The sequence below is a fragment of the Streptomyces sp. NPDC004031 genome, from assembly GCF_053604375.1.
This window is the reverse complement of sequence record NZ_JBSGHL010000079.1, coordinates 1-26,444: the sequence shown is the minus strand read 5'-3', so window position 1 is coordinate 26,444 and position 26,444 is coordinate 1. Positions and strand designations below refer to the sequence as shown.

Genomic DNA, 26,444 nt, shown 5'->3' with positions numbered 1-26,444 from the left:
GGCCGCGGCTCAGCGGGGCCCGGACGTACGGGTCGGGGGGTCGCCGTCGCGGGCGGCGGCGGGGGCCGCGGTCTCCTGGCCGACGGCGGCCAGGGAGCGGTCGACGAGGGTCAGGGCGAGCAGCAGCACGGAGATCGCGACGAGCATCCAGCCGAGGTGGTGCAGCCCGGTGGTGCCGGCGCCGTCCCGGTAGAAGGCGGCGGAGCCCGCGGAGGCCAACAGCGCGCCGAGGTAGCCGAAGGTGCGCAGCAGCCCGGCGGAGGAGCCCATGCGCCGCGGGTCGGCCTGCGCGTAGAGGGCGTTCTGGTTGGCCAGGCCGACGAGGCCCTGCGGGACACCGGCGGCGGCGCCGACCAGCGCCAGCAGCCACACGGCGTCGCCCGCGCCGAGCGGCAGCAGGGCCGCGCTCGCGGCGACCTGCACCACGGCTCCGGCCAGCAGCTTGCCGCGCACCTCGGCGCGCCGCCCGGTCAGCGCGGTCACCCCGATCGCCGCGGCGGACATCGGCAGCAGGATCAGGCCCGCGGTGGACGCGCTGAGCGACCTGCCCTCCTCCAGCCACTGCGGGAAGCCGTAGAGGAAGGCGTAGGAGGTGGTGTAGGCGAGCAGCTGGCGGCCGTAGGTGACGAGCAGCGGGGTGTTGCCGCGCAGCACCCGCAGATCGACGAAGGGGTCGGCGGTGCGCAGCTCGCGGCGGGTGAAGGCGGCGCCGGCCGCAGCGGTAAGCGGCAGCAGGTACCACCGGCCGGGGACGGGCCGCATCAGGAAGAGCATGAAGGCGGTGAGGGTCGCGGCGAAGAGCACCATGCCGGGCACGTCCACCCCCCGCCCCGGGCCCTGCGCCCCCGGATCGGGGAGCGCGGCCCGGCGCGGCAGCCGCCGGGCGCCGAGCACCAGGCAGGCGGCGGACAGCGGCACGTTGACGGCGAAGATGAGGTGCCAGCCGCCCGCGGCGATCAGCAGGCCGCCCAGCGTCGGGCCGATGACGGCGACGACCTGGTTGGCGATGGACAGCCCGGCGAGGATGCCGGTGGGGCTGCTCGCGCCCGTACGCGCGGACTCCGTCCGCAGCAGGTACATGGACGCCGGGTAGGCCGCCGAGGTGCCGAAGCCGAGCAGCACCCGGGAGGCGATCAGCACGCCGAGGTCGGGGGCGGCCACACCGAGCACGCCCGCGACGCCGACCAGGGCGGTGCCGGTGAGATACAGCACCCGGGGTCCGTAGGTGTCCACGAGGCGGCCGATGACCGGCTGGCCGACGGCGGTCGCCAGGTACAGCGCGGTGACCAGCCACGCGGTCTGCGCGGGGGCGGCGTGGAAGGCCTTGCCGATCGGGACGAGCGCGACGGCGAGCATCGAGGAGTTGACCGGGTTGAGGACCGAGCCGAGGATCATCGGGGATATCAGGCGGCGGTCGAAGCCGCCCGGGTCCGGGGTGCGGGCGCGGCGTATCCGCCCGGCGAGGGCGGTGAGCGCGGAGCGCGCGGAGGGTGCCGTCACTCCTCCGCCCCGGAGACCCGGTCGAGCAGCGCCATCGCTTCGGTGACCGCGGCGATCTGCTCGGGGGTCCCGTGCTCGGCGAGCGCGCGGGCCAGCCAGGTCTCCCGCGCGCGCCGGTCCCCGGTGCGGCGGGCGCGGCCCAGGTCGGTGAGCGCGACGAGCTGGCGGCGGCCGTCGTGCGGGTCGGGACTGCGGGTGACCAGTCCGGCCTCCTCCAGCGCCGCGACGACCTTGGCGATCGACTGCGGGCGGACCCGCTCGACGAAGGCCAGCTCGCTGGCCGTCGCCGGGCCGCCCTTGTCGAGCCGGACCAGCACGGAGGCCTGGGCGGGCGTGAGGTCCCCGTCGACCGCGACCTCCTGGAGGCGGCGGCGCAGCCGGTTGAAGACCACCACGACGTCCCGCGCGGCCTGCCGCGCGGGTTCGGGGAGGGCGCTGTCGTCGTTCACGGCCCCCACGATAGATAGACAGCCCAGACTGTGCAACCTCGGGTGTGCAGTCTGAGCTGTCTTTCGGCCGGACACGGGCGGACGGACGCGCACGGACGGATGGGGCCCGGGTGCGCGGCTGCGCGGGCGGGCGGTACGGCGGATTTCGCCCGCCGGCGCACGGCCCGGGACGCAGTACGCGCCCGCGCGGACGTAGTCGGCGGGAGGAATCGAAGGGGCGCGCGATCCCGGCCGGTGCGTTCGGGCCGGCCGCCGGGGGCCACCTTGACGCAGCGTCAGTCCGCCCGCGAGCCTTGGGAAACCTTCCGGCGGACGAGAGGCTGTACGGCATGAGCTGGATCGACGAGACCGGGCGCCACGAGGGCTTCGTGGCCGCCGTGCTGGCGGACGGCGGCGAACCGGCCCCGCAGCAGGACGGCAGCCGGATGCCGTGGTGGTCGTACAACGGCGCCGACGGGCCGCGCGCGGTGGCCGTGAAGGGCGCGTGCGCCTGCGGCTGGCGGGGCTCGGCCGCGCACCCGGTGGACTTCGGCGACGACGAGGCGACCGAGGGCTACGAGGGCGACACCGGGCCGTACGCGGACTGGGAGCGGCACACCGCCGCGGCCGAGGGCCTGATCCCGCAGGACGTCGAGCAGCTGCTCGGCACGCTCCAGCGGCGGATCGGCGAGCTGTCCGAGCGGCAGCAGCTCACCGCGCTGCGGGTCGCGGCCCGGGTGGAGGGCCTGGCCCCGATGTGGAGCGCCGCGGCGGCCCAGGAGGCGCACCGCGGCCTGGTCACCTGGGAGGCGATCGGCGCCCCGTTCGGGCTGAGTGGCGACGCGGCCCGTATCCGCTTCATGTCGATCCCGGGCTCGTCGGACTCGCTGGACTGACCGCGGGGCGTGCCGGTCTCACGTCCCGTCCCCGGCCGTGAGGGCGGCGACGCGGGCGCGCAGGAATTCCCGCTCGGCCTCGTTGGCGGTGCTGCGCAGCGCCGCCCGGAAGGCGGACGCGGCCTCGTCGGTACGGCCCAGGCGGTGCAGGAACTCGCCGCGTGCGACGGCCGCGTAGGGGTAGCCCGCGAGCTGCGGCTCGGCCGCGAGCGCGTCGAGGGCGGCCAGGCCCGCCGCCGGGCCCCGGGCGAAGCCGACGGCGACGGCGCGGTTGAGCGCGGCCACCGGTGTGGGGCGGCGGCGCAGCAGCAGGTCGTACAGCCCGACGATCTCCGGCCAGTCCGTCTCCTCCCACGTCGGCGCCTCGGCGTGCACCGCGGCGACGGCCGCGCGCAGGGCGAAGGGTCCCGGCGGGCGGCGGCGCAGGGCGCGGCGCAGCAGCGCCTGACCCTCCGCGATGGCCGCGCGGTCCCACCGGGTGCGGTCCTGGTCGGCCAGCAGCACCGGGCGCCCGGCGGCGTCGACCCGGGTCCCGCGGCGGGCGTCGGTCAGCAGGATCAGCGCCCGCAGGCCCGCGACCTCGGCGTCCCCCGGCAGCAGCGCGCCGAGCATCGCGGCCAGGGCGGCGGCCCGCGCGAGCAGGTCGGTGCGCAGCAGCTCGGGCCCGCCGGGGGCGACATGGCCGGTGGTGAAGACCAGGTCCACCACCGTGAGCACCGCGTCGATCCGCTCGGGCAGTTCCTCGGAGTCGGGTATCCGGTACGGGATACCGGCCGCGGCGATCTTCTTCTTCGCGCGGGTGATGCGCGCGGCCATGGTCGTCTCGGGGACGAGGAAGGCGCGGGCGATCTCGGCGGTGGTCAGGCCGCACACCAGCCGCAGCGTCAGCGCGACCTGGGCCTGCGGGGCGAGGGCGGGGTGGCAGCAGGTGAAGACCAGCCGCAGCCGTTCGTCGGGGATGTCGGCGCCGTCCGCGGGGCCGTCCACCGCCTCGTCGTCGGCGAGCAGCGGCAGCGCGGTGCGCAGGAACGCGGCGCGCCGGACGACGTCCACGGCCCGGTTGCGGGCCGTGGTCGTCAGCCAGGCGGCGGGGCGGTCGGGCACCCCGGCGGACTCCCAGGCGACCAGGGCCCTGGCGTAGGCGTCCTGCACGCACTCCTCGGCCAGGTCCAGGTCGCGGGTGACGCGGACCGTCGCGGCGAGCACGAAGGCCCACTGCGTGCGGTGCGCCTCGGCGACGGCGCCGGCCGCGGCGGACTCCCCCGAGCACTCCGCCGTGGCCTGCGCCGCCCGTTCCGCGTCCGCCGCAGGTTCCCCTACGGCCCCGGTCGTCCGCATCTGCGCCCGCCCTCCGGTCAGTACAGCGGGCGGACCTCGACGGCCGCCTCGCCCGGCCGCCCGAAGTAGGGCAGCCGCTTGGCGACGGCGAGCGCCGCGTCCAGGTCGGGGACGTCGACGATGTAGTAGCCGCCCAGGGCCTCCTTGGTCTCGGCGTAGGGGCCGTCGGTCAGCAGGTGGCCGCCCGCGCCGTCCTCGCGCACCACGGTCGCGGTGGACGTGGGCTTGAGGTGCTCGCCCGAGACGACCACGTCCTTGTGCTCCTCGTTGAACCGCCGGTGCCCCTCGTCGAGCGCGCGCAGCACGTCCTCGCCCGCCGTCTCGGCGTATTCCTCGTTGTCGTGGATGAGCAGCAGGTAGCGCGCCATGGCTCCCGTCCTTCCTGTCCCGGCGGCCCGGCCGCAGCGCGCGGCCCGGCCGCCTCTCGTGGCCTTACGCCCCTTCGACGAACGGGGGGACCCCGGAATCGACACCCGCCGGGGCGGATCCGCCGCCGGGCGCGGGCAGCGGGGCGTCCAGGTGCCGGGCGACCCGCTCGCGCAGCCGTATGTACTCCTCCCAGCGGCGCGGCAGCGGCCCCGGCGGACGCACGACCCGGCGGGCGCCCGTGACGCGCTGGCCGCGGCGGAACTGCTCCTTGGTGACGTCGATGTGCAGGCCGCTCGGCAGCTCGTTCCACCAGTGGTGGCCCTGGGGCTCGCCCGCGAGGTGCACCTCGCCGACCACCAGGTCGCCGCCGAAGAAGTCGTGGACGAGCAGCGCGCTGATGTCGCAGTGGCCCCACGCCGGGTTGTCCGGCGACCACGCCTCGCGCGCGACGTCGTCGGGCGAGCAGGTGTCGGCGGCCCAGGATGCGCGCAGCGCCCGGTCGAGATCCAGCAGGCTTCGTACGGTCATGCGGGCAGCGTCCCACGCACCACTGACAACGCCCCCCGGGCGCGGGCGCCGGTGCGGGTCAGGGCAGTGCGCGCAGGGCGGCGGGCGTGAGGTCGGCGAGGGTCGGGTAGCCGTCCACGGCCATGATCAGGTCGGCCTCGGCCAGCACCGTCCTCAGGACGTGCACGATGCCGTCGGTGCCGCCGAGCGCGCAGCCGTAGGCGTACGGGCGGCCGAGACCCACCGCGGTGGCCCCGAGCGCGAGCGCCTTGACCACATCGGCGCCGGAGCGCACCCCGGAGTCGAAGAGCACCGGCAGGCCGTCCACCGCCGCGACCACGTCGGGCAGCGCCGTGAGCGCGGGCAGGCCGCCGTTGGCCTGGCGCCCGCCGTGGTTGGAGACGTAGACGCCGTCCACGCCGCCGTCCCGGGCGCGGCGGGCGTCCTCGGGGTGGCAGATGCCCTTGACGACCAGCGGCAGGGTGGTGAGGGAGCGCAGCCAGCTCAGATCGTCCCAGGTCAGCGGGTTGCCGAAGAGCTGTGTCCAGAGCAGGACGGCGCCCTGCGGATCGTCGCGCGGGTCCTTGCCGAGCAGCCGCCGGAAGACCGGGTCGGTGAAATAGTTGGTGAGGCAGTGGCCGCGCAGCTGCGGGAAGTTGCCGGTGGCCAGGTCGCGCGGGCGCCAGCCGGTGACCCAGGTGTCGAGGGTGACGGTGATCGCGGCGTATCCGGCCTGCTCGGCCCGCCGGACGAGGCTTTCGGCGAGGTCGCGGTCGGTGGGTGTGTAGAGCTGGAAGAGGCCCGGTGTGCCGCCCAGCTCGGCGGCGACGTCCTCCAGCGGGTCCACCGACAGCGTCGAGGCCGCCATCGGCACGCCGGTGCGGGCTGCGGCGCGCGCGGCGGCGAGGTCGCCGTGGCCGTCCTGCGCGCACAGCCCGAGCACCCCGATGGGCGCCATGAACAGCGGCGCGGGCCAGGTCCTGCCGAACAGCTCCACGGACAGATCCCGGACGCTCGCGCCGACGAACATCCGCGGGTACAGGCCCCAGCGCGCGAAGGCCTCGGTGTTGGCGCGCTGCGTGGCCTCGTCGCCCGCGCCACCGGCGACGTACGACCACACCGAGGGCGGCAGCGCGGCGGCCGCGCGCCGCTCCAGCTCCGCGTACGCCATCGGCAGGTCGGGCAGCACACCGCCGAGGGCGCGCAGGTAGATGTCGTTCTGGTAGTTCCCGAACGAGGGCTGCGGGAGCTGCGGCGGCTGGTCGCTCATATGGTGTTGTCCTCGCGGTCGGGCGGCGGCGCGGGCCGGCTACTGCGCGGGGTAGATGTCCCCGGCGGCCATCATGCTCTCCTGATCGCTGTCCGATTCCAACTGCCTGGCGCGCTTCTCCAGCGAACTGCGCTCGGCGGCGTCCGCCGCGTGCGCCGCGTCGTCCTCCAGTTGCTGGGCCTGCTCCCGCAACTGCTCGACGTGGCGGTGGGAGGCTTCCTGCTCGGTCACGTCCTGCTGCGTCGTGCCCTGCTCCGTCATGGCGGGACCTCGCTTGCCGTGGGGTGTCCTCGCCTTCCAGCGAACCAGGCTCCGCGCCGCGCGGCCACCCAGGTCCCCTCCCCGCCCGCCGCACCGCCCCCGCGCCGGCCCGTCAGGCGGGGGTACGGGGCCGGGTGCGGGTCGCGGCGACGGCGAGGGAGGACTGCAGGCGGCGCGCGGCGGCCAGGTGGTCGCCGGTCCAGACGATACGGACCGCGGTGGCGGTGGCCTGCCCGTGCTCGTCGCGCAGGTCACGGCGTACGGCGGCGGCGAGCCGGGCGTCGGCGGCGGGGTCGTCGGGCTGCGGTGCGGGAACGGGCTCGCCGCCCCGGATGCCGTCCGCGAGCCCGTGGTACCAGGCCGAGACCCCGTCCGCGGCGGACAGCAGCTCGGTACGGGCCGCGGCCCGCTCGGCGTCGGTGTGCGGATCGCCCGCCCGCTGCCACAGCCCCAGCACCGCGTCCGCGGCGAGCCGCAGCCCGACCACACCGGTCACCAGCGCGGTCATCTCGGCGAGCGGCACGGGCTTGGGCCCGCGCTCGGTGAGGTAGCCGCGGAAGGCGTCGTCGAGGCGCCGGGCCGCGGCGGCGGCCTGCCGCCCGGCGGCGAGCGGGGCCGCGGCGGGCTCGGGCCCGGCGGAGCAGCAGCCCACCGCGTAGTCGACCGCGTCCGCGAGGTAGTCCGCGCTGTCCCGGTAGGCCGTCGCCATGGTCTTGTCGACCTCCGCGGCCGCGCCCCGCGGCCAGAAGAACACCCCGACGACCAGGCTCACCGCGCAGCCGATGGCGATGTCCTCGACGCGGAAGAGGCCGACGCGCCAGCTGGGCACCTGCCCGATGTTGAAGAGGATCACCAGGGTGACGGTGAAGGCCGCCTGGCCCGCCGCGAAGGAGATCGCGGCGGGCGCCACACCGGCCAGCAGCACCGCGACCGGCAGCAGGTACCACAGCAGCACGCTGTCGTGCCCGATGAGCTGGAGCAGCCCGGCGCCGAGCACCGACCCCGCGACGGTCCCGGCGAGGCCGCGCACCGCGTTCTGCCCGGTGTTCAGGGCGTTGGAGCGCAGCACGGAGAGCGCGCCGAGCACGACCCAGAAGGAGTGCTGCACGCTCGCGACGTCCGTGACGGCGACCGCGAGGGCGAGCCCCACCGCGCCGCGCACGCTGTTGTGCAGCCACACCGAGTGCGCGGAGAAGTGCGCCGCCGCCCGCTCCCGCGCGGCCTCCGGCGCGGACGGCAGCCCGCGGGGCGCCCGCCCCAGCAGCCGGTCGGCCCAGCCGCGCCGCTCCGCGGCGGCGGCCAGCTCGACGTTGGCGGCGATCTGCAGCACCGCGAAGCTCAGCTCCTGCGCCCGGAAGGACGCGTCGAGCGCCCCGAGGAAGGCGGTGACGTCGGCGTCCCCGGCGCCTTCCGGGCCCGGTGCGCGCCCCGGCACGGCCTCGGCGCCGCCCTGACCGGCGTCCCCGTCCCGGCCGGGTACGGCCGCTTCCCGCCCGCCGGACCCGCGCTCGTCCCGCTCACGCCCTCCGCTCGGCGCCGGGAGCCGGCTCGTGGCGTCCCGTTCCAGCGTCTCCAGCGCCTCGCGCAGCCGGTCGGCGGCGGTGCGCAGGGGCGTGGGGTCGGCGGTGCGGGTGGTGAGGAGGTCGGCGGCGCGCTCCAGGGTCTCGGCGGCGGCGAGGCGGACCCGGCAGGGGGCCGTGGCGCGGCCGCGGGCGGCGTCCTGGGGCGTACCGCCGTGGGCGACGATCGCGGTGAGCCAGGTCAGCTCGTCGACCAGCCGGACCAGCGCGCGGCCCCCCGTGGACAGGCCGGTCGGCCGGTAGGGGGTGCCGTCGAAGGCGCGGCGCAGCCGGTTCCCGGCCTCGGCGACGTCGGTGGTGGCCTGCGCGCAGCGCGCGTCGTCGGGCGGTTCCGGGCCGAGCACCAGCGCCGCCTCGACGCGCAGCCGGGCGGCCACGGCCCGGCAGACGGCGACGGCGGGCCCGGTCAGCGGGTCGGTCGCCGGGCGCGGCCACAGCAGCGCGGCGGCGAGCATAGACGCGCCCGCGGCGAGTCCTGCCCCGGACAGCCGGTCGGGCAGCGCGGAGAGCGGGGCGCGCAGCGACACCGGCAGGATGAAGCCGAGCAGCAGCGCGGTCGTGGCACCGGCCAGCGTGGAGCTGACGATGCCGCAGAAGAGCGCCGCGAAGCCGACCACCGCCATGGACAGGACTCCGAGCCAGGTGATCCGGGAGACCGCCGTGCCCCAGCAGATCAGCACCGCCCAGGTCACGGCGAGCGCCGCCATGGCGCGCAGGCGGCGCGGCACGGGGCCGTCGAAGTCGACGAGCAGCAGCATCGCGAAGGCTCCGAAGGCGGCGAAGCTGGCCATCTCGCGCGAGCCGATCACCTGGCTGCACAGCGCGAAGAGCCCCGGCATGACGATGGCGCCGCGCCCGGCCCGGCGGGTGGCGGCCAGGCCCGGGTCGCGCTTGCGCAGCCAGGCCAGGGCCCGCGCGGGCAGCCCCGCGGGGCCGCGGTCGCGGTCCGCCGTGCCGCGGCTCGTGGTCTCCATACGTCTCCGTTCCGCGGGGAGGCGGGGCCGGGCCCGGGTCACCGCCGGCGTCGAGTATCGCCGCTGGGCGCGCCGTCCGGGGGGCAGCGCACCGCGCGGCGCGCGCACCGCCCGTACGCCTCCGGCGGTCCGGGCGGTACGAACGCGCCGGGGCGGGTGTCAGCCGGACGCCGGGCGGGGCGTGCCGGTCCAGCGGTCGAAGCGGCCGGTGATGTCGGCGAAGTGCTCGGCGATCCGGGCGGCGGCCGCGTCCGGGTCGCGGGCGGCGACGGCCTCCAGGACGCGGCGGTGCTGGCGCACCACCTGGCCGTGGGCGGTGTGCGGTTTGCCGACCTCGCTCTCGACCTGCCGGTAGACGTCCCAGAAGAGCGCGATGAGCTGGAGCACCAGGGCGTTGCCGAGCGGTTCGTAGAGCAGTTCGTGGAAGCGGCGGTCGTGTCCGGCGCGGCCCGCGTCGCCGTCGGCCTCCAGCGCGTCGAGTTCGGCGCGCAGCCGGTCGAGGTCGGTGTCGTCGAGTTCCAGCGCCGAGCGGCGGATGAGGCCGGACTCCAGCAGCGCGCGGACCTCGACGATGTCCAGCAGCCCGCGCGGGTTGTCGCGGCGCACCGCCAGCCGGGTGTGGAAGAGCAGGCCGGGGGCGAGGGAGCGCAGTTGGGCGGTGCCGACGTAGGTACCGTAGCCGTGCCGGATGTCGACGATGCCGAGCGCCTGGAGGCCCTTGAGTGCCTCACGCACCGAGTTCCTGCTGACACCCAGAGTGCGCATGAGTTCCGGTTCCGGCGGCAGCACCTCGCCCGGGTCGAGGTCCAACTCCACGATCAGGTCGATCAGTTGGTCCTGCACGCTGGGCCGGCGCGGGCGGTCGGCCAGGGTGGCCGCCACCTCGGGGGGCTTGCGCTGAGCTGACATGCGGCCTACGTTACCGCCACGCGTAGGACGTCGGACGTCCTACGTCCCATGAGTCCAGAAGCGACTCCGACGACGACCCCGGCTCCCGAGGATGCGAGCACATGAGCAGCACATACGACGCCGCGCCCCCGCTGCGCTGGCGCGCCGAACTCTCCCGGCGGGACTGGAGAGCCTTCTCGGCCGCATGGCTCGGCTACGCCATGGACGGCTTCGACTTTGGACTGATCTCCCTGGTCCTGACCGAGATCGCGCACGACTTCCACCTGTCCGGCGTGACCGCCGCGACGCTGGTGTCGGCCGCGTTCGTCTCCCGCTGGTTCGGCGGCCTGGCCATCGGCGCGCTCGGCGACCGCTTCGGCCGCCGCCCCGCGATGGTGCTGAGCATCGCGCTGTACGCGGTCGGCTCGGTGCTGTGCGGCTTCTCGTGGAACTACTGGTCGCTGTTCGCCTTCCGGATGGTCGTCGGGCTGGGCATGGCGGGCGAGTACAGCGCGAGCGCCACCTACATCATCGAGAGCTGGCCGCGCCGGATGCGCAACACCGCGAGCGGCATGCTGCTGTCCGGCTACCCGCTGGGCGGGGTGCTGGCCGCCAAGACGTACGCGTGGGTGGTGCCGCACACCAGCTGGCGGGTGCTGTTCTGGATCGGCATCCTCCCGGTCTTCCTCGCGATCTGGCTGCGCCGCAGGCTGCCGGAGGCGGAGGAGTGGCAGCGCTCCAAGGACGCGGGCGAGCGCCCGGTCAGCGCCACCGCGCTGCTCTTCGCGCGCGGCAGCCGATGGTGGACGGTCCCGGCGTGCCTGGTCGCCGCGGTCGCGCTGCTGGTGGTGCTGCGCAACCAGTCGCTGGCCGTCACGCTGCTGCTGGTCGCGGTGATCGCGGCCTGCTTCGTGGCGCTCGCGGTGCGCTTCGCGCAGCGGCTGTGGCCGGTCGTCGTGGGGCTGATGGTCACCGTCTTCTGCGCCTTCCTCTACTCCTGGCCGCTCCAGTCGCTGCTGCCGACGTATCTGAAGAACGATCTGCACTACGACCCCGGGCAGGTCTCCGACGCACTGCTGTACGCGGGCTTCGGCTACGCGGTCGGCTCGGTTGTCAGCGGCTACCTCGGCGACCGGTTCGGCACCCGGCGGGCCTACGTGGGGATGCTGGTCGTCTCGCTGGCCTTCGTCTACCCGGTCTTCGCCCTCGGCGAGGGGCACACCGTGGCCCTGTGGGTGCTGCTGTTCCTGCTGGTCGGCACCAGCCAGGGCGCCTCGGGTGTGCTGCCCAGCTACATCAGCTCGCACTACCCGGTCGGCATGCGCGCCGCCGCACTCGGGTTCAGCTACAACGTGGGCGCGCTCGGCGGCGCCGCGGCGCCGGTCCTGGGCGAGAAGATCGCCGGGCCGCTGGGGCTCGGCACCGCGCTGGCCGTGCTCGGCGCCGCCCTGACCGCCGTCGTGGTGCTGCTGGTCGGCTTCGACGTACCGGCGCGTGTGCAGCGCGCCGCCGACCGGCGGCACGCCGCGACAGCAGGAGAATCCGCAGCAGTCGAACCACCGGCAAGTGAGAAGGTCTGATGTTCCACGGAGTCGTCCCTCCCCTGTGCACCCCGCTGACCGAGGACGGGGAGGTGGACACCGCCTCGCTGGAACGCCTCACCGGCTTCCTGCTGGACGCGGGCGTGCACGGCCTGTTCGTCGGCGGGTCCACCGGCGAGATCGCCCAGTTGACGGACGCGGCGCGGGACACCGCGCTGCGCACGGTCGTCGGCGCCGCCGCCGGGCAGGTCCCGGTGCTGGCCGGTGCGATCGACACGGGCACCCTGCGGGTGCTCGACCACGCCCGCCGCGCCCAGGCGCTGGGCGCGGCCGCGGTCGTGGTCACCGCGCCGTTCTACGTGGGTGTCGGCGAGAGCGAGGTCAGGGCGCACTACGAGCTGCTGCACCGGCGGCTCGAACTGCCCGTCGTCGCCTACGACATCCCCTCCAACGTGCACATGAAGCTCTCCCCGGCGCTGCTCGGCGAGCTGGCCCAGGCCAAGGTGATCGCCGCGGTCAAGGACTCGTCGGGGGACCTGGAGTCCTTCCAGCGCGTGCTCGACGGCGCGGCCGGCAGCGGTGCGGGCGTGCTGACCGGGTCGGAGACGCTCGCCGACCTCGCGATGGCCCGCGGCGCCGACGGCATCGTGCCGGGCCTGGGCAATGTCGACCCGCACGGCTACGTGCGCCTCTACGACGCCGCGCGGGCCGGGGACACCGCGACGGCCGCGGCCGAACAGCGGCGGCTGACCGCGCTGTTCGGGATCGTCGAGGTCGCCGACCGGTCGCGGATCGGCCGGATGTCGGGCGCGCTCGGCGCCTTCAAGGCCGCGCTCGCCGCCCGCGGGGTCATCCGCCACGCGTACACCCAGGCGCCGCTGCTGCCGCTGACGAAGGCCGAGGCGCGGGCGGTCGCCGACCGTCTCGAAGCCGCCGGGCTCGGCCTCGCCGACTGACCGGGCGGCGGTCTCGCCGACCGGGTGGGGGGCGGTCCGCCGCCCCCCACCTGCGGCTTTCCGTTCCGTCCCGGGACGGCCGCGGACAAGATTCGTCGAACCCCTCCCCTCGTGCCGTGATTCAGGTCACAATTGACTGATCGTCAGCGAAACCTCCGCGCAACATGCGGACGGCCTCCCCTCATGCCGAGGGCCTGACGAGGGATCACTCTGTAAACGTTTACAGCACGTTCGCAGACCACTGACGCGCGATCACCGGCGCGTACCCGCCCAACGGCACAGTGAGGGGACGACCATGACGACTTCCGGCGGACCGCCCACGGTGGAGACCATCGCGGAGCGGGCGGGCGTGTCCATCGCCTCCGTCTCCCGCGTGCTCAACGGCCACGGGGCCCGGCCCTCGACGGTGCGCCGCGTCGAGCAGGCCGCCGCCGAACTGGGCTACGTGGCCAACGGCGTGGCCAGATCCCTCAAGGGCGGCCGGACCCGTCAGCTCACCTTCGCGATGCCCGACGTCGGCAATCCGGCGTACGTCTCGATGGTCCGGCAGATACAGGCGGTGGCCAGACCGCTCGGCTACCGGCTGCTGCTGCACTCCACCGACGCCGTCGCCGAGGACGAGCTGGACGTGGTGCGCAGCCTGGCCGACCGCACCAGCGACGGGCTGATCCTGTGCCCGATCCGGGTGACCGACGCGCATCTGGAGGTGCTCGCCGCGGCCGCCCGCCCGGTGGTCGTCATCGGCTCGCTGCCCGACCCGGCGGCGGTCGACAGCGTACGGGCCGACTCCGTGCTCGGCGCCGTCCTCGCGGTGCGCCACCTGCTGGAGGGCGGCCGGCGCCGGATCGGCTTCGTGAGCGGACCCGCCGACACCGTGCCCGGCCGCAACCGCCGGACCGGTTACGAGACGGCGCTGCGCGAGGCGGGCCTGGCACCCGACCCCGCGCTCACCGTCACCGCCGAGTTCGGCATAGAGGCCGGCGCCCGCGCCGCCCACCGGCTGCTGGATGCCCGCCCCCGGCCGGACGGCGTGCTGTGCGCCAACGACCAGCTCGCTCTCGGCACCGCGCACGCCGCCCACGACCGCGGCCTGTGCATACCCGACGACCTCGCGGTGGCCGGGATGGACGACAGCGAGCTGGCCCGAGCCGGCCGTCCGGCGCTCACCAGCGTCGACCTCGGCTCGGCCGAACGCGGGCGGCTGGCCGCGCAGATGCTGGTCGACCGGCTGGAGGGCGGCCGCCACCCGGTGCGCTGCCCGACCGTGCCGCCGCGGCTGGTGGTCCGGGCGTCGACGGGCGGCGTCCGGGCGCACCGCGCCACCGCCGCCGCCGCGGGAAGCGCGTCATGACCGCCGTCGCCACCGAGGCGCCCCGCCCGGGGGCCGGCACTCCCCCGCCGCGCACCGCGCTCGCCCGCCGCCGGACGCTGGGCCTGGACCGCGACGCCTGGTTCCTGCTGCTGCCCGCGCTGGTCCCGGTGGTGGTGCTGAGCGTGGTCCCGCTCTGCTACGGCATCGCGCTGGCGTTCACCGACGCGCAGTCCGGCGTGACGCGCTCGACGTCCTTCACGGGCCTGGACAACTTCGCCGACCTGCGGCTGGACTCGCTGTTCTGGGAGTCCTTCCGGATCGGCCTGGTCTGGGCGGTGTGCGTGACCGTCCTCCAGCTCGCGCTGGGCCTGGGCCTTGCCCTGCTGCTGAACCAGAACCTGCGCCTGCGCTGGCTGGCCCGCACCCTCGCGCTGGTGCCGTGGGCGATGCCGGAGATCGTCGTCGGCATCATGTGGCGGCTGGTCTACAACCCGGACGCCGGCGTCCTCAACAACACGCTGCGCCATCTGCATCTGACCTCGGGCCACACCGACTGGCTGTCCAGTCTGTCGCTGGCCCTGCCCGCGGTCGTCGTGGTGGGCGTGTGGATGGGCATGCCGCAGACGACCGTGGTGCTGCTCGCGGGCCTCCAGAACGTCCCCGTGGAGCTGCACGAGGCGGCGGGCATCGACGGGGCGGGCCTGTGGCGCCGCTTCACCACCGTGACCTGGCCGACGCTGCGGCCGGTGGTGCTGTCGATCACCGCGCTCAACTTCATCTGGAACTTCAACGCCTTCGGCCTGGTCTTCGTGCTGACCGGCGGCGGTCCCGGCGGCAAGACCCGGCTGCCGATGCTCTTCGCCTACGAGGAGGCCTTCCGCTACGGCCAGTACGGCTACGCGGCGGCCATGGGCCTGGCGATGACCGCGGTGATCGCGGTGCTGCTCGCCGTCTTCCTGCGCAACCGGCTGAAGGAGACCGACCAGTGAGCGCCGCCGCCACCCCCGCCACCCCCGCGTCCGGTCCAAAGGCCGTGCCCGTGCCCGCTCCCGAGCCGCGCCGCCGGGTGCTGCGCCGCCGCGCGGGCCGCACCGGGCAGTACGCCGCGCTGCTGTGCTACCTGGTTTTCCTCGCCTTCCCGCTGCTGTGGCTGCTGTCCACGGCCTTCAAGTCGCCGCGCGAGCTGGGCTCGGTCGATCCGACGTGGCTGCCCCGGCATCCGACCCTGGACAACTTCCGCACCGCGCTGGACGAGCAGCCGCTGCTGCACGCCGCCCTCAACAGCCTGCTCGTCGCGGGCGCGGCCGCGGTGGTGTCGGTCGCCGTCGCGGTGCCCGCCGCGTACGCGATGGTGCGCTTCCGCGGCGCCGTCAGCCGGGCCGGGACCGGCTGGATCCTGGTCAGCCAGATGTTCCCGCTGGTGCTGGTCATCATCCCGTTGTTCATGGTGCTCAAAAATCTGCGGCTGATCGATTCCCGCCCCGGCCTGGCCGTCGTTTACGTGGTGTGGACGCTGCCCTTCGTGCTGTGGATGCTGCAGAGCTACGTCAGAGCCGTGCCGGTGACCCTGGAGGAGGCCGCCGCGATCGACGGCTGCGGGCGCTGGCGCACGCTGCGCAGCGTGGTGCTGCCGCTGCTGGCGCCCGGCCTGGTGGCGACGCTGATGTTCGCCTTCGTCACCGCGTGGAACGAGTTCTTCTTCGCCCTGGTCCTGCTCAAGACGCCGGAGAAGCAGACGATGTCCGTGATCCTGACCCACTTCACCGGTGCGGAGGGCGCCGCGGACCTCGGCCCGCTCGCCGCCGCCGCGCTGCTGGCCACCCTGCCCAGCCTGGTCTTCTTCGCGCTGCTCCAAAAGCGCCTGGTCGGCGGCATGCTCTCCGGGGCGGTGAAGGGCTGATGCGGCGCCGGACACTGCTCGGCGGCGCCGCCGCGGCCGCCGCCTCCGCCGCGGGCGGCCCGCTGCTGGCCGGCTGCGGCACGTCGGCCGGATCGGGCACCCCGACGCTGGACTTCCTGTCGCTGGCCTGGCAGGAGGAGTCGGTCAAGGCCAACAAGGCGCTGGTGGACCAGTGGAACGCCACCGGCCCCGCGGTACGGGTCCGCTACGTCCAGGGCAGCTGGGACGACGTCCACGACCAGCTGCTGACCTCCTTCGAGGGCGGCGCCGCGCCCGACGTCATCCACGACGAGGGCAACGACCTCACCGACTTCGGCTCCGGCGGCTACCTCGCCGACCTCACCCCGCTGCTGCCGGCCGCGACCCTCGCCCGTATCCCGTCCGCCGTCTGGGACATGGCCCGCTTCGGCGGCGGGCTGTACGGGGTGCCCTTCCTCCAGGAGCCGCGCATGCTCGTCGCCGACCGCGCGCTGCTGGTCCGGGCGGGCATACGACTGCCGGACACCGCCTCGCCCTGGACGTGGCAGGAGTTCGAGGACGTCACGCGCGAGCTGTCGCACCACGGCGGCGGCCGCGCCGAACGGTACGGCGTGGCCTGGCCGATGAGTTCCCCGGTGAGCGTGACGCTGAACCTGGCGCTCACCACCGGCGGGCGGATCCTCTACGCGCGGCCCGGCGGCCGTACCGAAGTGCGCCTGGGCGCGGCCGACTCCGCCTTCCCCGAACTGGTCCGCCGCCAGGTCCACGACGACCGCTCGGCCCCCGCGAGCGCGCTCGGCATGAGCGGCGGCGACGCGCTGCCCGGCTTCTTCGCCGGACGGTACGCGATGCTCCCGCTCAACCTCTCCTACCGCCAGCAGATACAGCAGCAGGCGCCCAAGGGCTTCGACTGGGTGACGCTGCCGCTGCCGGTCGGCGCCGGGGCGCCGGACGGCGGGCGCGCGCAGGGCGTCAGCCCGCAGACGCTGTCGGTGGCCCAGAGCTGCAAGCACAAGGAGGCCGCCGCCGCGTTCATCGACTTCATGACGCAGACCCCGCATCTGGTGCGGCTGGCCCGCGGCGACTGGATGGCCCCGACCGGCAGCGACGCGCTGCGCGACCCGTCGCTCACCGCCGACACGCTCGGCTGGCGTACCGGCATGTCCGTCGCCGCGCACCTCGTGGCCTCCCCCGCGCTGGGCCGGCGCGGCTACCCGGAGTGGTCGGACAAGGTCGCCACGCCCGCGCTCCAGCAGTTCTACGGCGGTGCCATCGGCCTGGACGGGCTGCGCGACAAGCTCGTGCGCGACGGCAACCGCGTCTTCGACCGCTACCACACCTGAGGCGCCGCGCGCCGCCCGCGCAGCCGCGCCGGTTCCGGTCACGCCCGGACCGGCCGGCTCCGCCCTCCCACTCCCCCTCCTTCTCCCCTCCAGCCGCCGACTCCCCGCCGCGGCGGGCCTTCCGCCTCCGGGACCCGCCCGGCGGCCCGAAGCACACCGCCGACCGCCACGGAAGGAGCCCCCGCCGTGTCCCCGTCCCCCCGCGCACACCGCCCGCCGCCCTCCTCGCGGCCGCCGCCGTACGGACCGCCGGTACGGCGCACCTCGGCACCACCCCGCAGGACTCACCAGGAAACGGCACGTCATGAGCACAACTCCCCCGCCCCCCGCCGCCCCCGGCCCGTACGCCCTCTCCCCCACCCCGCCCCCCGCCGGACCCCGCCGGCCTCCGCCCCTGCCCGGCTCACCCCGTGACCACGCGCGCGGCGCGCTCACCGGCCTCGCCGTCGGCGACGCGCTGGGCGCCCCCGCCGAGAACATGAAGCCGTCGCAGATCCGCAAACGCTGGGGCCGCATCGAGGACTTCGTCACCGACGACCCCGCGGGCACCGACGACACCGAGTACGCGATCCTGTCCGGCCTGCTGCTCGGCCGGTACGGCTCCGCGCTCACCCCCGCCGACGTCGAGACGGCCTGGCACGTCTGGATCGCAGACCGCGACGAGGGCGCCTTCCGCGGCGCCGGCTTCAGCGAGCGCGGCACCCTGGAGAACCTCCGCCGGGGCCTCGCCGCCCCGATCACCGCGCAGCACCGGCACGCCTGGAGCGACGGCCTGGCGATGCGGGCCGCGCCCTGCGGGGTCTTCGCCGCCGGGCGCCCCGCGGAGGCCGCACGGCTGGTCGCCATCGACGGCACCGTCAGCCACGAGGGCGAGGGGATCTACGGCGGCCAGGCCGTCGCCGCGGGGGTCGCTGCCGCGATGGGCGGCGGCGACACCGCGGCCGTGATCACCGCCGCGCTGTCGGTGGTGCCCGAGGACTCCTGGACGGCGCGCTCGCTGCGCCGGGCGGTCACCGTCGCGCGCCGCCTCCGGCTGGACCCGTCCCTGGCGGTGCTGGACCGCGAACGGGCACTGCGTGCCGCGGTCGTCATCGGCGGCTACCCGTGGACGGACCTGGCGCCCGAGGCGGTCGGCCTCGCGTTCGGCGCGTTCGCCCTCGCGGGCGGCGACTTCACCGGTTCCGTGCTCACCGCGGTGAACATGGGCCGCGACGCCGACACCACCGCGGCGGTGGCCGGGGCGCTCGCGGGCACCCTCGGCGGCTGGACCGCGATCCCCGAACGCTGGTCCAAGGCCGTCAAGGAAGTGCGCGGCAGCTGCCTGCCCGCGATGGCCGGTTACCACGTCCTCGACATCGCCGACCTCCTCTCCCCCGACACCCCCACCCTGGCGGCGTCATGACCACTCCCCCCCTTCCCGAGAACCCGCCGCCCACGGCACGCGCCCCCCAGCCCCCTCCCCCGGCCCCCACCACACCCCGGCCCCTCACCGGGAACCCGGCCCCCATCGCGCCCCCGACCCGCACGGCGAACCCGGCGCCCACCGCGCCGTCAGACCCCGCCCACGACACGCACACCGCACCACCGGCCCCGCCCACGGACCCGGCGCCCGGCTCCCCCCGGGCCGCCGTACCGGGCCCGACGCCCGCCGGGTCGCCCGAACCTCCGGGCCCGCCAAGGGGTCCGGCGCCCACCGCACCCGCCGAGCCCGCATCCGGGGGCCGTGCGAGGTGGGCCGCCGACATCGTGCCCGTCCCGGACGACAGGCCGCCGTCCGGGGGGAGTCGCGTCCGGGGTGGGCCGGCTGGAGCCCGTGGCGCGGTGCCGTTCGCGGAGGAGGACGCGCGCTCGCGGGTCGAGGGGATGCTGCTGGGGCTCGCGGCGGGGGACGCCGCCGGGTGGCCGGCGGCACGGCACCGGGCGGTGCGGATGCCGGAGTGGACGCGGCGGCTCACCCGTGAGCTGGACACCTTCGCCGAGCAGAACGAGACCACGACCCTGCCCGTACCGATCGCCCTCAACCAGCCGCCCGAACCGCTGCGGCTCGGCCCCTCGGACGACGCCGAGTGGGCGGCCTTCACCGCCGAGGCGGTCGTCGCCTCGCGCGGCGCGCTGCTCAGCGACCTCAGCCGGGACCGCCGGGTGCGCGCCGCCGTGGACCTGGCGTGGATGTCGCTGGCCGCCGAGATCTCCTCGGCGGCGGCCCGCGCCCCGGAGGTGGAGTCCGCGGAGATCCCGCTGCGCGCCCGTATCTCCGTACGCGCCGGGCTCGGCAATCTCGCGACCGGCCTGCGCCCGCCGGCCTCCGGGCACGACAACCCGCACTTCTTCGACGACGCCGCGTGCGTCCGGGCGTGTGTCCTCGCGGTCGTCCACCCGGGCGACCCGCAGGCGGCCGCGGACCTCGCCGAGTTCGACGCCCGCTACACGCAGGACGAGGACGGGGTGCACGGCGCCCGCGCGATGGCCGCCGCGGTGGCGCTCGCGCTGGCGGGCGCGTCCGCCACGGAGTGCGTGACCGCCGCGCAGGCGCAGCTACCCGTGGGCTCGGAGATCGCGCGCAACGCCGAGCACGCCGTGGACCTCGCCCGCGGCGCGGCCGAGGAGGCCGCGGGCGGGCGGGCGTTCGGGCTCGTGCCACTGCTGGAGCACCAGATCATCGACCACGTCTACAGCTACGGCATCGCCGCCGCCGACACCGTGCCCGTCGCGCTCGCGCTGGTGCTCGCGGCGGACGGCTCGGCCGTCGAGGCGGTGCCCGCCGCCGCGTGCCTGTCGCGGGTCGCGGACTCCGCGCCCGCGCTCGCCGGGGCGCTCGCGGGCGCCCTGGGCGGCGCCCGCTCGCTGCCCGCCTCCTGGCGGGCGGCGTGCCGCATCCTGGCCGGCTGCGCGCTGCCGCGCCTGGCGGGCCTGGACCTCATGGAGCTGGCGGGACGGCTGGCCGCCATCGAACCGGCCGTGCCCACCACCCCCTTCCCGGAAGGACTCGCATCCCATGCAACCGACGCTTGAGGACCGCATCACCGGCTGCCTGGTCGGCGCCGCCGTGGGCGACGCGCTGGGCGGCCCGGTGGAGGGCTGGACGCCCGAGCAGATCGCCGAGCGGCACGGCGGAAGGGTGCGCGGCATCGTCGGCCCCTTCCACGCCGACTGGCGCACGGCCCGGCCCATCGCGCCGTACCACAAGGGCGACGGGCACGTCACGGACGACACCCTCATGACGCACGCGCTGGTCCGCGTCTACGCGAAGGTGCGCGACCACCTGGACGCGTACAGCGTCGCCGAACACCTGGTGCCCGACCTGATCGGGACGCCCCGCTGGGTGCCGGAACTGGAGGCGGAGGCGCTGCCGCTGCAACGGATCTTCCTCGCCGAGAAGTGGATCGTGGCGCGGCTGCACTACGGGCACGTGGACCCGCGCGAGGCGGGCGTCGGCAACATCGTCAACTGCGGTGCGGCGATGTACATGGCGCCGGTCGGCGCGGTCAACGCGGGCAACCCGGCGGGAGCTTACGCGGAGGCGCTGGAGGTGGCCGCGCCGCACCAGTCCTCGTACGGGCGGGAGGCCGCCGGGGTCTTCGCGGCGGCCGTGGCGGCGGCCTTCCTTCCGGGCGCGACGGCCACCAGCGTCGTCGACGAGGCGCTCGCGCTGGCCAAGGACGGTACGCGGGCCGCGATCGAGGCGGTGTGCGAGGCCGCGGTGGCGTACGACGACTGGGAGCGGGCGCTCGGGCCGCTGCGCGAGGCCGTCGCCCCCTTCGACACGGTCGGCCCGCACTACCGCGAGCCCTCGCTCGGCGCCCGCCGCCCCTCGCGGCTGCACGCCATCGAGGAACTGCCCGTGGCGCTCGGCATGCTGCTCGTCGCGGGCGGGGAGTTCGCGCCCGCGGTGCTCGGCTCGGTCAACTACGGGCGGGACTGCGACTCCATCGCCACGATGAGCGGCGCCCTCGCGGGCGCGCTGGGCGGCAGCGCGGCGGTCCCCGCGCAGTGGTCCGCCGAGGTCTCCCGCGCCAGCCGCCTCGACCTGCGCGCCCCCGCCGCCGAGTTGTCCGCCGTCACCCGCGAGGTCTTCGCCCGCGACACGTCCCGCCGCCGCGCCCACGAGGCGGCGTTCGCCGCGCTGGCGGCGTCGCGGTGAGCGCGGTGCCCGCCGGGACGGCGAAGGACGGGCACGACCCCGCGCCACGCACCCCCGGCACACCCCACCCACCCGCCACGCCGCCGGGCCCACCCCGAGCCCGCCCCGAACCCGCGACACCGCCCCCCGTCCTCCACCGTCCGGCACCACCACCAGCCCGACCCCGACCCGAACCCGCCACCGCCGCACCGCACCCCCACCCCGCACCACCACCAGCCCCAACCCGGCCGGAACCCGCCACCGCCACGCCGCGCCCGCCGCGCACGCCTCCCGGAGCGGCCGGGCGCGGCGCCACCGCCCACCGCTCGCACGGCACGCCGCCGGGGGCGACCCGGGTACGGCTCACGGTCCGCGTCGTGGTCGGGGGCGGGCGCGGTTGGGTGGGGGCGTGGTGAGCGGGGGGCTGCGGCTGACGTGGGTGCAGCCCGAGGATCTGATCGGGCACGAACTGCATCAGGCGGTGGAGGACGGCCGCGACGCCGACGACGTCCGGCGGCGCTGGCTCGCCGCGGGCGGTCACCTCGCGCCGCCGCGCGCGGGCGCCTCGCCCGCGGCGGCCACGCCCGCGCTGCGGGCCCTCGCCGAGTCGCTCCTCGACGAACTCGCCGCCCGCCCCAGCCCGCTGGCCGCGGACGAGCCGACGGACCTCGACGCGATCCACTCCCTGGCCCCGGCATGGGCGCCCGCGCGCGGCAGCGGCGCCGGTCCCTCCGGCCCACCGCCGGTGGCCGGGGAAGCGGAGCAACCCACGGGTGTCACGGCCACCGAGGCGGAGCCGCAGGACGTGTTCACCGCCCGGCTGGAAGCCGCGTGGCTGGGGCGGGCCGCGGGGTGCCTGCTGGGCAAACCGGTGGAGAAGCTGCCGCTGGAGGGGATCCGGGAGATCGCGCGGGGCACGGGCAACTGGCCGATCGAGGCCTGGTTCACCGGGGTCGGGCTCGATCCCGGACTGGCGGCGCGGTATCCGTGGAACCGGCGGAGCGCGCCCACCTCGCTCGCCGAGAACATCCGCGGGATGCCGGAGGACGACGACCTCAACTACCCGCTGCTCGCGCTGCTGCTGCTCGAAGCGCACGGACCGGGCTTCCGTACCGAGGACGTCGCCGGGCTGTGGCTCGACGAGCTGCCCGCGGGCCGGACGTTCACCGCCGAGCGGGTCGCGTACCGCAACCTGCTGGACGGGATCGAGCCGCCGCGCACCGCCGTGCGGCGCAACCCCTTCCGGGAGTGGATCGGCGCCCTCATCAGAGCGGACGTCCACGGCTGGACGCACCCGGGCGACCCGGCGGGCGCGGCGGACGCGGTGTGGCGGGACGCGGTGCTCACGCACACCGCCAACGGTGTGCTCGGGGCGATGTTCGCGGCCGCCGTGATCGCCGCGGCGGCGGGCGGCGGCGCGGACGTGCACGCGTGCCTCGACGCCGGGCTCGGCGTGCTGCCGCCGCGCTCACGGCTGGCGGCCGCCGTGCGGTTCGGCGTGGCGGCCGCGCGCGCGGAGCCGTCCGGCACGCCCGAGGGCTTCGCGGGCGTGGTGGACGCGCTGCACGCCGCGTACGGCGCGCACCACTGGGTGCACGTCCTGCCCAACGCGGCCCTGCTCGCGGCCGCGCTCACCCACGCCGGGGGCGACTTCTCCGGCTCCGTCACCCGTGCCGTCTCCGGCGGCTGGGACACCGACTCCAACGGGGCGACGGCCGGCTCGGTCGCCGGGCTGCTCGCGGGGTCGCCTGCCGCGCTGCCCGCCCGCTGGACGGATCCGCTGGAGAACCGGCTGTCCACGACCGTCGGCGGTCTCGACGGCATCGGCTTCGACACCCTCGCGCGGCGCACCGCCGCGCTCGCGCACTCACCCGGGGAAGGCAGTTCATGACCGTCACGAAGGCCGCCGTCGCGGTGCTCGGCAGCGCCAACATGGACCTGGTCGCGTATGCGAAGGTCGCACCGCGGCTCGGCGAGACCGTCACGGGCGAGTCGTTCCGCACCGTGCCGGGCGGCAAGGGCGCCAACCAGGCGATCGCGGCGGCGCGGGCGGGCGGCGCGGTCGCCATGATCGGTGCGGTCGGCGACGACGACTTCGGCGTGCGGCTGCGCGCGGCGCTCGACCGGTCGGGCGTGGACACCGTCCGGCTGCGTACGGTGCCGGGCCCGAGCGGCATCGCGCAGATCACCGTGGACGGCGCGGGCCACAACGCGATCGTCGTCGTACCCGGCGCCAACGGCACGGTCACGACGCTGACCTCGCAGGACGAGGCGGCGATCGGCGCGGCCGGCGCGCTGCTGCTCCAGCTCGAACTGCCGCTGGCCGGTGTGCTCGCCGGGGCCCGCGCGGCGCGCGAGCGCGGGGTGCGCACCGTGCTCACGCCCGCGCCCGCGCAGCCGCTGCCCGACGAACTCCTCGCGCTGACCGACCTGCTGGTGCCCAACGAGCACGAGGCCGCCGCGCTCAGCGGTGCGGGCGACCCGCGGGCGGCGGCCCGCGCGCTGCTGGACGCGGTGCCGGAGGTGGTGGTCACGCTGGGCGCCGCGGGGTGCCTGCACGCCGTACGCGGCCGGGACCCGCTCGTGGTGCCGGCGCTGAAGGCGGAGGCCGTGGACACCACCGCGGCAGGCGACACCTTCGTGGGCGCCCTCGCGGTCGCCCTCGGCGAAGGCCGCCCGGCCCGGGAGGCGCTGCGCTGGGCCACCGCCGCGTCCGCGCTGTCCGTCGAGCAGGCGGGCGCGTCGTCCTCTATGCCACTGCGCCCGGCCATCGACGCCCGCGCCGCCACGGGACACCCGGTCTCGTGACCGGCACCCGGCGCGGGGCGGCACGTCCGCGCTGCCCGCCGGACGATCCGCCCCCTCCCCCGCATCCGCATCCGCATCCGCATCCGCATCCGTACCGGAACGACCGCACCAGAACCGAGGTACCGCCCGTGCACCACCCCTCCCCCGACCGGCCCGGCCCGTCCGCCGGTCCGCTGACCGGCCTGCGGGTCGTCGATCTCGCGACGCTGTTCGCGGGACCGACCGCCGCCATGCTGCTCGGCGACTTCGGCGCCGACGTCGTCAAGGTCGAGCACCCGCGCAAGCCCGACCCGTCCCGTGGCCACGGTCCCGCCAAGGACGGCGTGGGCCTGTGGTGGAAGCAGCTGGGCCGCAACAAGCGGACCGTCACCGCCGACCTGGGCACGCCCGGCGGGCGCGACGTGCTGCTGCGGCTCGCGGCCGGCGCCGACGTCGTCGTGGAGAACTTCCGCCCCGGCACCCTGGAGCGGTGGGGGCTGGGCTGGGAGGAGCTGTCCGCGGCCAACCCGCGGCTGGTGCTCGCCCGCGTGACCGCCTTCGGCCAGACCGGGCCGTACGCGCGCCGCCCCGGATTCGGCACCCTCGCCGAGGCGATGAGCGGCTTCGCGGCGGCGACCGGCGAGCCCGACGGGCCGCCGACGCTGCCGCCGTTCGGCCTGGCCGACTCGATCGCCGGGCTCGCCACGGCGTACGCGGTCATGGCGGCACTGGCCGGACGCGACCGCACCGGGGCCGGGCAGGTGGTGGACATGGCCATCATCGAGCCGATGCTCGCCGTGCTCGGCCCGCAGCTCCTCTGGTACGACCAGCTCGGCTACGTGCAGCCGCGGCTCGGCAACCGGTCGAACAACAACGCGCCCCGCAACACCTATCGGACCGCCGACGGCGGCTGGGTCGCGGTGTCGTCCTCCGCGCAGTCGGTCGCCGAGCGGGTGCTGCGGCTCGTGGGGCACCCGGAGTTCGCCGACGAGCCGTGGTTCGCGACCGGCGCCGGGCGCGCCGCGCACGCCGAGGAGATCGACAAGGTCGTGGCCGACTGGATCGGCCGCCGCACCCGCGCGGAAGTAGTCGCCGCGTTCGAGGAAGCGCAGGCCGCGGTCGCCCCCGTGTACGACGTGCGGGACGTGGCCGCCGACCCGCAGGTGCGCGCCCTCGGCACGGTGGCCCGCGTCGACGACCCCGAACTGGGCCCGCTGTCCATGCAGAACGTCCTCTTCCGCCTCTCCGGCACCCCCGGCGCGGTGCGCTGGGCCGGCCGCCCGCACGGCGCCGACACCGACGAGGTGCTGGCCGAACTCGGCCTGACCGGTGCGGAGATCGCCGCGCTGCGCGCGGAGGGCGCGCTGTGAGCGGGCCCGAGGTCGCGGTGCCCGCGCCCGGCGGCGGACCGGACGCGTCCGGCGCCGGACGCGACGAAGGCCTCGCCCTGACCTGGCTCTACGCGCCGGGCGACCGGCCGGAGGTGGTGGCGAAGGCACTGCGCTCGGGCGCGGACGTCGTGCTCGTCGACCTGGAGGACGCGGTGCCGCCGGACCGCAAGGAGTACGCACGGGCCGCGACCGCGGAACTGCTGGCCGAGCCCGCGCACGGGCGGCCGCCCGTCCACGTGCGGGTCAACGCGCTGGACGGCCCGCTAGCCGGGCCGGACCTCGCCGCGCTGGCCGGGCTGCCGGGGCTCGGCGGGCTGCGGCTGCCGAAGGTCGGCACGCCCGGCGACGTCGCCGAGGTGGTCCGCGCGGTACGGGCGGCGGGGGCGGACGTCCCGCCCCTCTACCCGCTGCTCGAATCGGCCCTCGGCGTGGAGAACGCGTTCGCCGTCGCCCGCGCGGACCCCGCCGTACGCGGTATCGCCCTCGGCGAGGCCGACCTCCGCGCGGACCTCGGTCTGACCGGCGAGGAGGCCCTGACCTGGCCGCGGGTCCGCACGGTCGTCGCCGCCCGCGCGGCGGGCCTCGCACCCCCGGCGCAGTCCGTCCACCCTGACGTCCGCGATCTGGCGGGCCTCGGCGAGTCCTGCCGCCGCGGGCGCGCCCTCGGTTTCCTCGGGCGCGCGGCGATCCATCCCCGGCAGCTTCCGGTGATCGAGCGGGCGTACGCGCCGTCCGCGCAGGAGGTCGCGGCGGCCCACGAGATCCTCGCGGCCTCCGCCGCGTCCCCCGGGGCTGTCGCCCTCCCCGACGGCCGCTTCGTCGACCCGGCGGTCGTCGCCGTCGCCCACCGCACCCTCCTCCTCTCCACCCGCACACTCCCCGCTGCCGCGGGCGGTTGAGCCTTTCCGCTACCGCGGGGGGCGACCGTTTTCCCCCTGCCGCGCCGGGCGCCCGTCTTCCGCTGCCGCGGAGGGCACTCGTTTTTAGGGGCGCGGGGAACTGCGCGCTCAGCCCCCACCGGGGCGCGGGTCGGATACCGACCCAAAGGGTCTCTTCGGTCCGATCCGGACCACCGGCCGGTGGGGGCGGGCCGCGCAGTTCCCC

Annotated in this window: 23 protein-coding genes; 14 read left to right on the top strand and 9 right to left on the bottom strand. The window is 76.1% G+C overall.

Annotation, left to right across the window (positions count from 1 at the left end; genetic code table 11):
- Positions 1-9: 9 nt before the first annotated feature.
- Both ACWERV_RS33495 and ACWERV_RS33490 read right to left on the bottom strand, forming a co-directional pair.
- On the bottom strand, positions 10-1,395 hold the full coding sequence (locus tag ACWERV_RS33495) for an MFS transporter (RefSeq protein WP_452940351.1): 1,386 nt from the start codon (positions 1,393-1,395) through the stop codon (positions 10-12).
- Positions 1,396-1,496: 101 nt separating this feature from the next.
- Positions 1,497-1,949: a MarR family winged helix-turn-helix transcriptional regulator gene (locus ACWERV_RS33490; RefSeq protein WP_452940338.1), complete on the bottom strand. Its 453-nt coding sequence runs from the start codon at positions 1,947-1,949 to the stop codon at positions 1,497-1,499.
- A 329-nt stretch (positions 1,950-2,278) separates the two neighbouring features.
- Here ACWERV_RS33490 and ACWERV_RS33485 point away from each other — a divergent pair, with 329 nt between their 5' ends.
- Positions 2,279-2,824 carry a hypothetical protein gene (locus ACWERV_RS33485; protein ID WP_452940336.1) on the top strand — a complete coding sequence of 182 codons (546 nt, stop codon included), beginning with the start codon at positions 2,279-2,281 and terminating at the stop codon, positions 2,822-2,824.
- An 18-nt stretch (positions 2,825-2,842) separates the two neighbouring features.
- Here the strand turns inward: ACWERV_RS33485 and ACWERV_RS33480 are convergent, their stop codons facing one another.
- The 7 genes from ACWERV_RS33480 to ACWERV_RS33450 all read right to left on the bottom strand — a co-directional run bounded on the left by ACWERV_RS33480 (position 2,843) and on the right by ACWERV_RS33450 (position 10,032).
- Positions 2,843-4,162: an RNA polymerase sigma factor gene (locus ACWERV_RS33480; protein ID WP_452940333.1), complete on the bottom strand. Its 1,320-nt coding sequence runs from the start codon at positions 4,160-4,162 to the stop codon at positions 2,843-2,845.
- Between the two features lie 17 nt (positions 4,163-4,179).
- On the bottom strand, positions 4,180-4,530 hold the full coding sequence (locus tag ACWERV_RS33475; protein WP_452940331.1) for a YciI family protein: 351 nt from the start codon (positions 4,528-4,530) through the stop codon (positions 4,180-4,182).
- Positions 4,531-4,594: 64 nt separating this feature from the next.
- Positions 4,595-5,059 carry a YunG family protein gene (locus tag ACWERV_RS33470; protein WP_452940329.1) on the bottom strand — a complete coding sequence of 155 codons (465 nt, stop codon included), beginning with the start codon at positions 5,057-5,059 and terminating at the stop codon, positions 4,595-4,597.
- Positions 5,060-5,117: 58 nt separating this feature from the next.
- Positions 5,118-6,308: an alpha-hydroxy-acid oxidizing protein gene (locus tag ACWERV_RS33465; protein WP_452940327.1), complete on the bottom strand. Its 1,191-nt coding sequence runs from the start codon at positions 6,306-6,308 to the stop codon at positions 5,118-5,120.
- Positions 6,309-6,347: 39 nt separating this feature from the next.
- Positions 6,348-6,569: a DUF6381 family protein gene (locus tag ACWERV_RS33460; RefSeq protein ID WP_452940325.1), complete on the bottom strand. Its 222-nt coding sequence runs from the start codon at positions 6,567-6,569 to the stop codon at positions 6,348-6,350.
- A gap of 112 nt (positions 6,570-6,681) precedes the next feature.
- Positions 6,682-9,123, bottom strand: a complete 2,442-nt coding sequence (locus tag ACWERV_RS33455) for an FUSC family protein (protein WP_452940323.1) — start codon at positions 9,121-9,123, stop codon at positions 6,682-6,684.
- 159 nt (positions 9,124-9,282) lie between these two features.
- On the bottom strand, positions 9,283-10,032 hold the full coding sequence (locus ACWERV_RS33450; RefSeq protein ID WP_452940321.1) for a FadR/GntR family transcriptional regulator: 750 nt from the start codon (positions 10,030-10,032) through the stop codon (positions 9,283-9,285).
- 101 nt (positions 10,033-10,133) lie between these two features.
- Between ACWERV_RS33450 and ACWERV_RS33445 the strand changes: the two genes are divergently transcribed.
- From ACWERV_RS33445 to ACWERV_RS33385, 13 genes are all read left to right on the top strand, one after another.
- Positions 10,134-11,591 (top strand): sialate:H+ symport family MFS transporter, encoded by a 1,458-nt coding sequence (locus ACWERV_RS33445; protein WP_398188531.1) that lies wholly within the window; start codon positions 10,134-10,136, stop codon positions 11,589-11,591.
- On the top strand, positions 11,591-12,508 hold the full coding sequence (locus ACWERV_RS33440) for a dihydrodipicolinate synthase family protein (RefSeq protein WP_452940319.1): 918 nt from the start codon (positions 11,591-11,593) through the stop codon (positions 12,506-12,508). Before ACWERV_RS33445 ends, ACWERV_RS33440 begins: the two co-directional genes overlap by 1 nt.
- A 295-nt stretch (positions 12,509-12,803) precedes the next feature.
- Positions 12,804-13,859 (top strand): LacI family DNA-binding transcriptional regulator, encoded by a 1,056-nt coding sequence (locus ACWERV_RS33435; protein WP_452940317.1) that lies wholly within the window; start codon positions 12,804-12,806, stop codon positions 13,857-13,859.
- Positions 13,856-14,809, top strand: coding sequence for a carbohydrate ABC transporter permease (locus tag ACWERV_RS33430; RefSeq protein ID WP_452940315.1), 954 nt, complete (start codon positions 13,856-13,858; stop codon positions 14,807-14,809). Before ACWERV_RS33435 ends, ACWERV_RS33430 begins: the two co-directional genes overlap by 4 nt.
- A gap of 80 nt (positions 14,810-14,889) precedes the next feature.
- Positions 14,890-15,720 (top strand): carbohydrate ABC transporter permease, encoded by an 831-nt coding sequence (locus ACWERV_RS33425; protein WP_031519658.1) that lies wholly within the window; start codon positions 14,890-14,892, stop codon positions 15,718-15,720.
- A complete protein-coding gene (locus ACWERV_RS33420; RefSeq protein WP_452940313.1) occupies positions 15,720-17,042 on the top strand; it encodes an extracellular solute-binding protein in 1,323 nt (440 codons plus the stop codon). The genes ACWERV_RS33425 and ACWERV_RS33420 overlap by 1 nt, the downstream gene beginning before the upstream one ends.
- A 304-nt stretch (positions 17,043-17,346) precedes the next feature.
- Positions 17,347-18,444: an ADP-ribosylglycohydrolase family protein gene (locus ACWERV_RS33415; RefSeq protein ID WP_452940311.1), complete on the top strand. Its 1,098-nt coding sequence runs from the start codon at positions 17,347-17,349 to the stop codon at positions 18,442-18,444.
- The gene (locus tag ACWERV_RS33410; RefSeq protein ID WP_452940309.1) at positions 18,441-20,054 is read left to right on the top strand and encodes an ADP-ribosylglycohydrolase family protein; all 1,614 of its coding nucleotides are present in this window, start codon (positions 18,441-18,443) and stop codon (positions 20,052-20,054) included. Before ACWERV_RS33415 ends, ACWERV_RS33410 begins: the two co-directional genes overlap by 4 nt.
- Positions 20,038-21,183, top strand: coding sequence for an ADP-ribosylglycohydrolase family protein (locus ACWERV_RS33405; protein WP_452940307.1), 1,146 nt, complete (start codon positions 20,038-20,040; stop codon positions 21,181-21,183). Before ACWERV_RS33410 ends, ACWERV_RS33405 begins: the two co-directional genes overlap by 17 nt.
- 391 nt (positions 21,184-21,574) lie before the next feature.
- Positions 21,575-23,053, top strand: coding sequence for an ADP-ribosylglycohydrolase family protein (locus tag ACWERV_RS33400; protein WP_452940349.1), 1,479 nt, complete (start codon positions 21,575-21,577; stop codon positions 23,051-23,053).
- Positions 23,050-23,970: a ribokinase gene (locus tag ACWERV_RS33395; protein ID WP_452940305.1), complete on the top strand. Its 921-nt coding sequence runs from the start codon at positions 23,050-23,052 to the stop codon at positions 23,968-23,970. Before ACWERV_RS33400 ends, ACWERV_RS33395 begins: the two co-directional genes overlap by 4 nt.
- A gap of 128 nt (positions 23,971-24,098) precedes the next feature.
- A complete protein-coding gene (locus ACWERV_RS33390) occupies positions 24,099-25,319 on the top strand; it encodes a CaiB/BaiF CoA transferase family protein (RefSeq protein WP_452940304.1) in 1,221 nt (406 codons plus the stop codon).
- Positions 25,320-25,336: 17 nt separating this feature from the next.
- Positions 25,337-26,239 carry an HpcH/HpaI aldolase/citrate lyase family protein gene (locus tag ACWERV_RS33385; protein ID WP_452940347.1) on the top strand — a complete coding sequence of 301 codons (903 nt, stop codon included), beginning with the start codon at positions 25,337-25,339 and terminating at the stop codon, positions 26,237-26,239.
- Positions 26,240-26,444 lie beyond the last annotated feature (205 nt).

Coding starts and splice junctions, on each gene's coding strand:
- ACWERV_RS33415 (WP_452940311.1), top strand. CDS start 17,347: ATGAGCACAACTCCCCCGCCCCCCGCCGCCCCCGGCCCGTACGCCCTC.
- ACWERV_RS33460 (WP_452940325.1), bottom strand. CDS start 6,569: ATGACGGAGCAGGGCACGACGCAGCAGGACGTGACCGAGCAGGAAGCC.
- ACWERV_RS33480 (WP_452940333.1), bottom strand. CDS start 4,162: ATGCGGACGACCGGGGCCGTAGGGGAACCTGCGGCGGACGCGGAACGG.
- ACWERV_RS33485 (WP_452940336.1), top strand. CDS start 2,279: ATGAGCTGGATCGACGAGACCGGGCGCCACGAGGGCTTCGTGGCCGCC.
- ACWERV_RS33455 (WP_452940323.1), bottom strand. CDS start 9,123: ATGGAGACCACGAGCCGCGGCACGGCGGACCGCGACCGCGGCCCCGCG.
- ACWERV_RS33475 (WP_452940331.1), bottom strand. CDS start 4,530: ATGGCGCGCTACCTGCTGCTCATCCACGACAACGAGGAATACGCCGAG.
- ACWERV_RS33420 (WP_452940313.1), top strand. CDS start 15,720: ATGCGGCGCCGGACACTGCTCGGCGGCGCCGCCGCGGCCGCCGCCTCC.
- ACWERV_RS33440 (WP_452940319.1), top strand. CDS start 11,591: ATGTTCCACGGAGTCGTCCCTCCCCTGTGCACCCCGCTGACCGAGGAC.
- ACWERV_RS33430 (WP_452940315.1), top strand. CDS start 13,856: ATGACCGCCGTCGCCACCGAGGCGCCCCGCCCGGGGGCCGGCACTCCC.
- ACWERV_RS33395 (WP_452940305.1), top strand. CDS start 23,050: ATGACCGTCACGAAGGCCGCCGTCGCGGTGCTCGGCAGCGCCAACATG.
- ACWERV_RS33435 (WP_452940317.1), top strand. CDS start 12,804: ATGACGACTTCCGGCGGACCGCCCACGGTGGAGACCATCGCGGAGCGG.
- ACWERV_RS33410 (WP_452940309.1), top strand. CDS start 18,441: ATGACCACTCCCCCCCTTCCCGAGAACCCGCCGCCCACGGCACGCGCC.
- ACWERV_RS33405 (WP_452940307.1), top strand. CDS start 20,038: ATGCAACCGACGCTTGAGGACCGCATCACCGGCTGCCTGGTCGGCGCC.
- ACWERV_RS33495 (WP_452940351.1), bottom strand. CDS start 1,395: ATGATCCTCGGCTCGGTCCTCAACCCGGTCAACTCCTCGATGCTCGCC.
- ACWERV_RS33465 (WP_452940327.1), bottom strand. CDS start 6,308: ATGAGCGACCAGCCGCCGCAGCTCCCGCAGCCCTCGTTCGGGAACTAC.
- ACWERV_RS33450 (WP_452940321.1), bottom strand. CDS start 10,032: ATGTCAGCTCAGCGCAAGCCCCCCGAGGTGGCGGCCACCCTGGCCGAC.
- ACWERV_RS33445 (WP_398188531.1), top strand. CDS start 10,134: ATGAGCAGCACATACGACGCCGCGCCCCCGCTGCGCTGGCGCGCCGAA.
- ACWERV_RS33470 (WP_452940329.1), bottom strand. CDS start 5,059: ATGACCGTACGAAGCCTGCTGGATCTCGACCGGGCGCTGCGCGCATCC.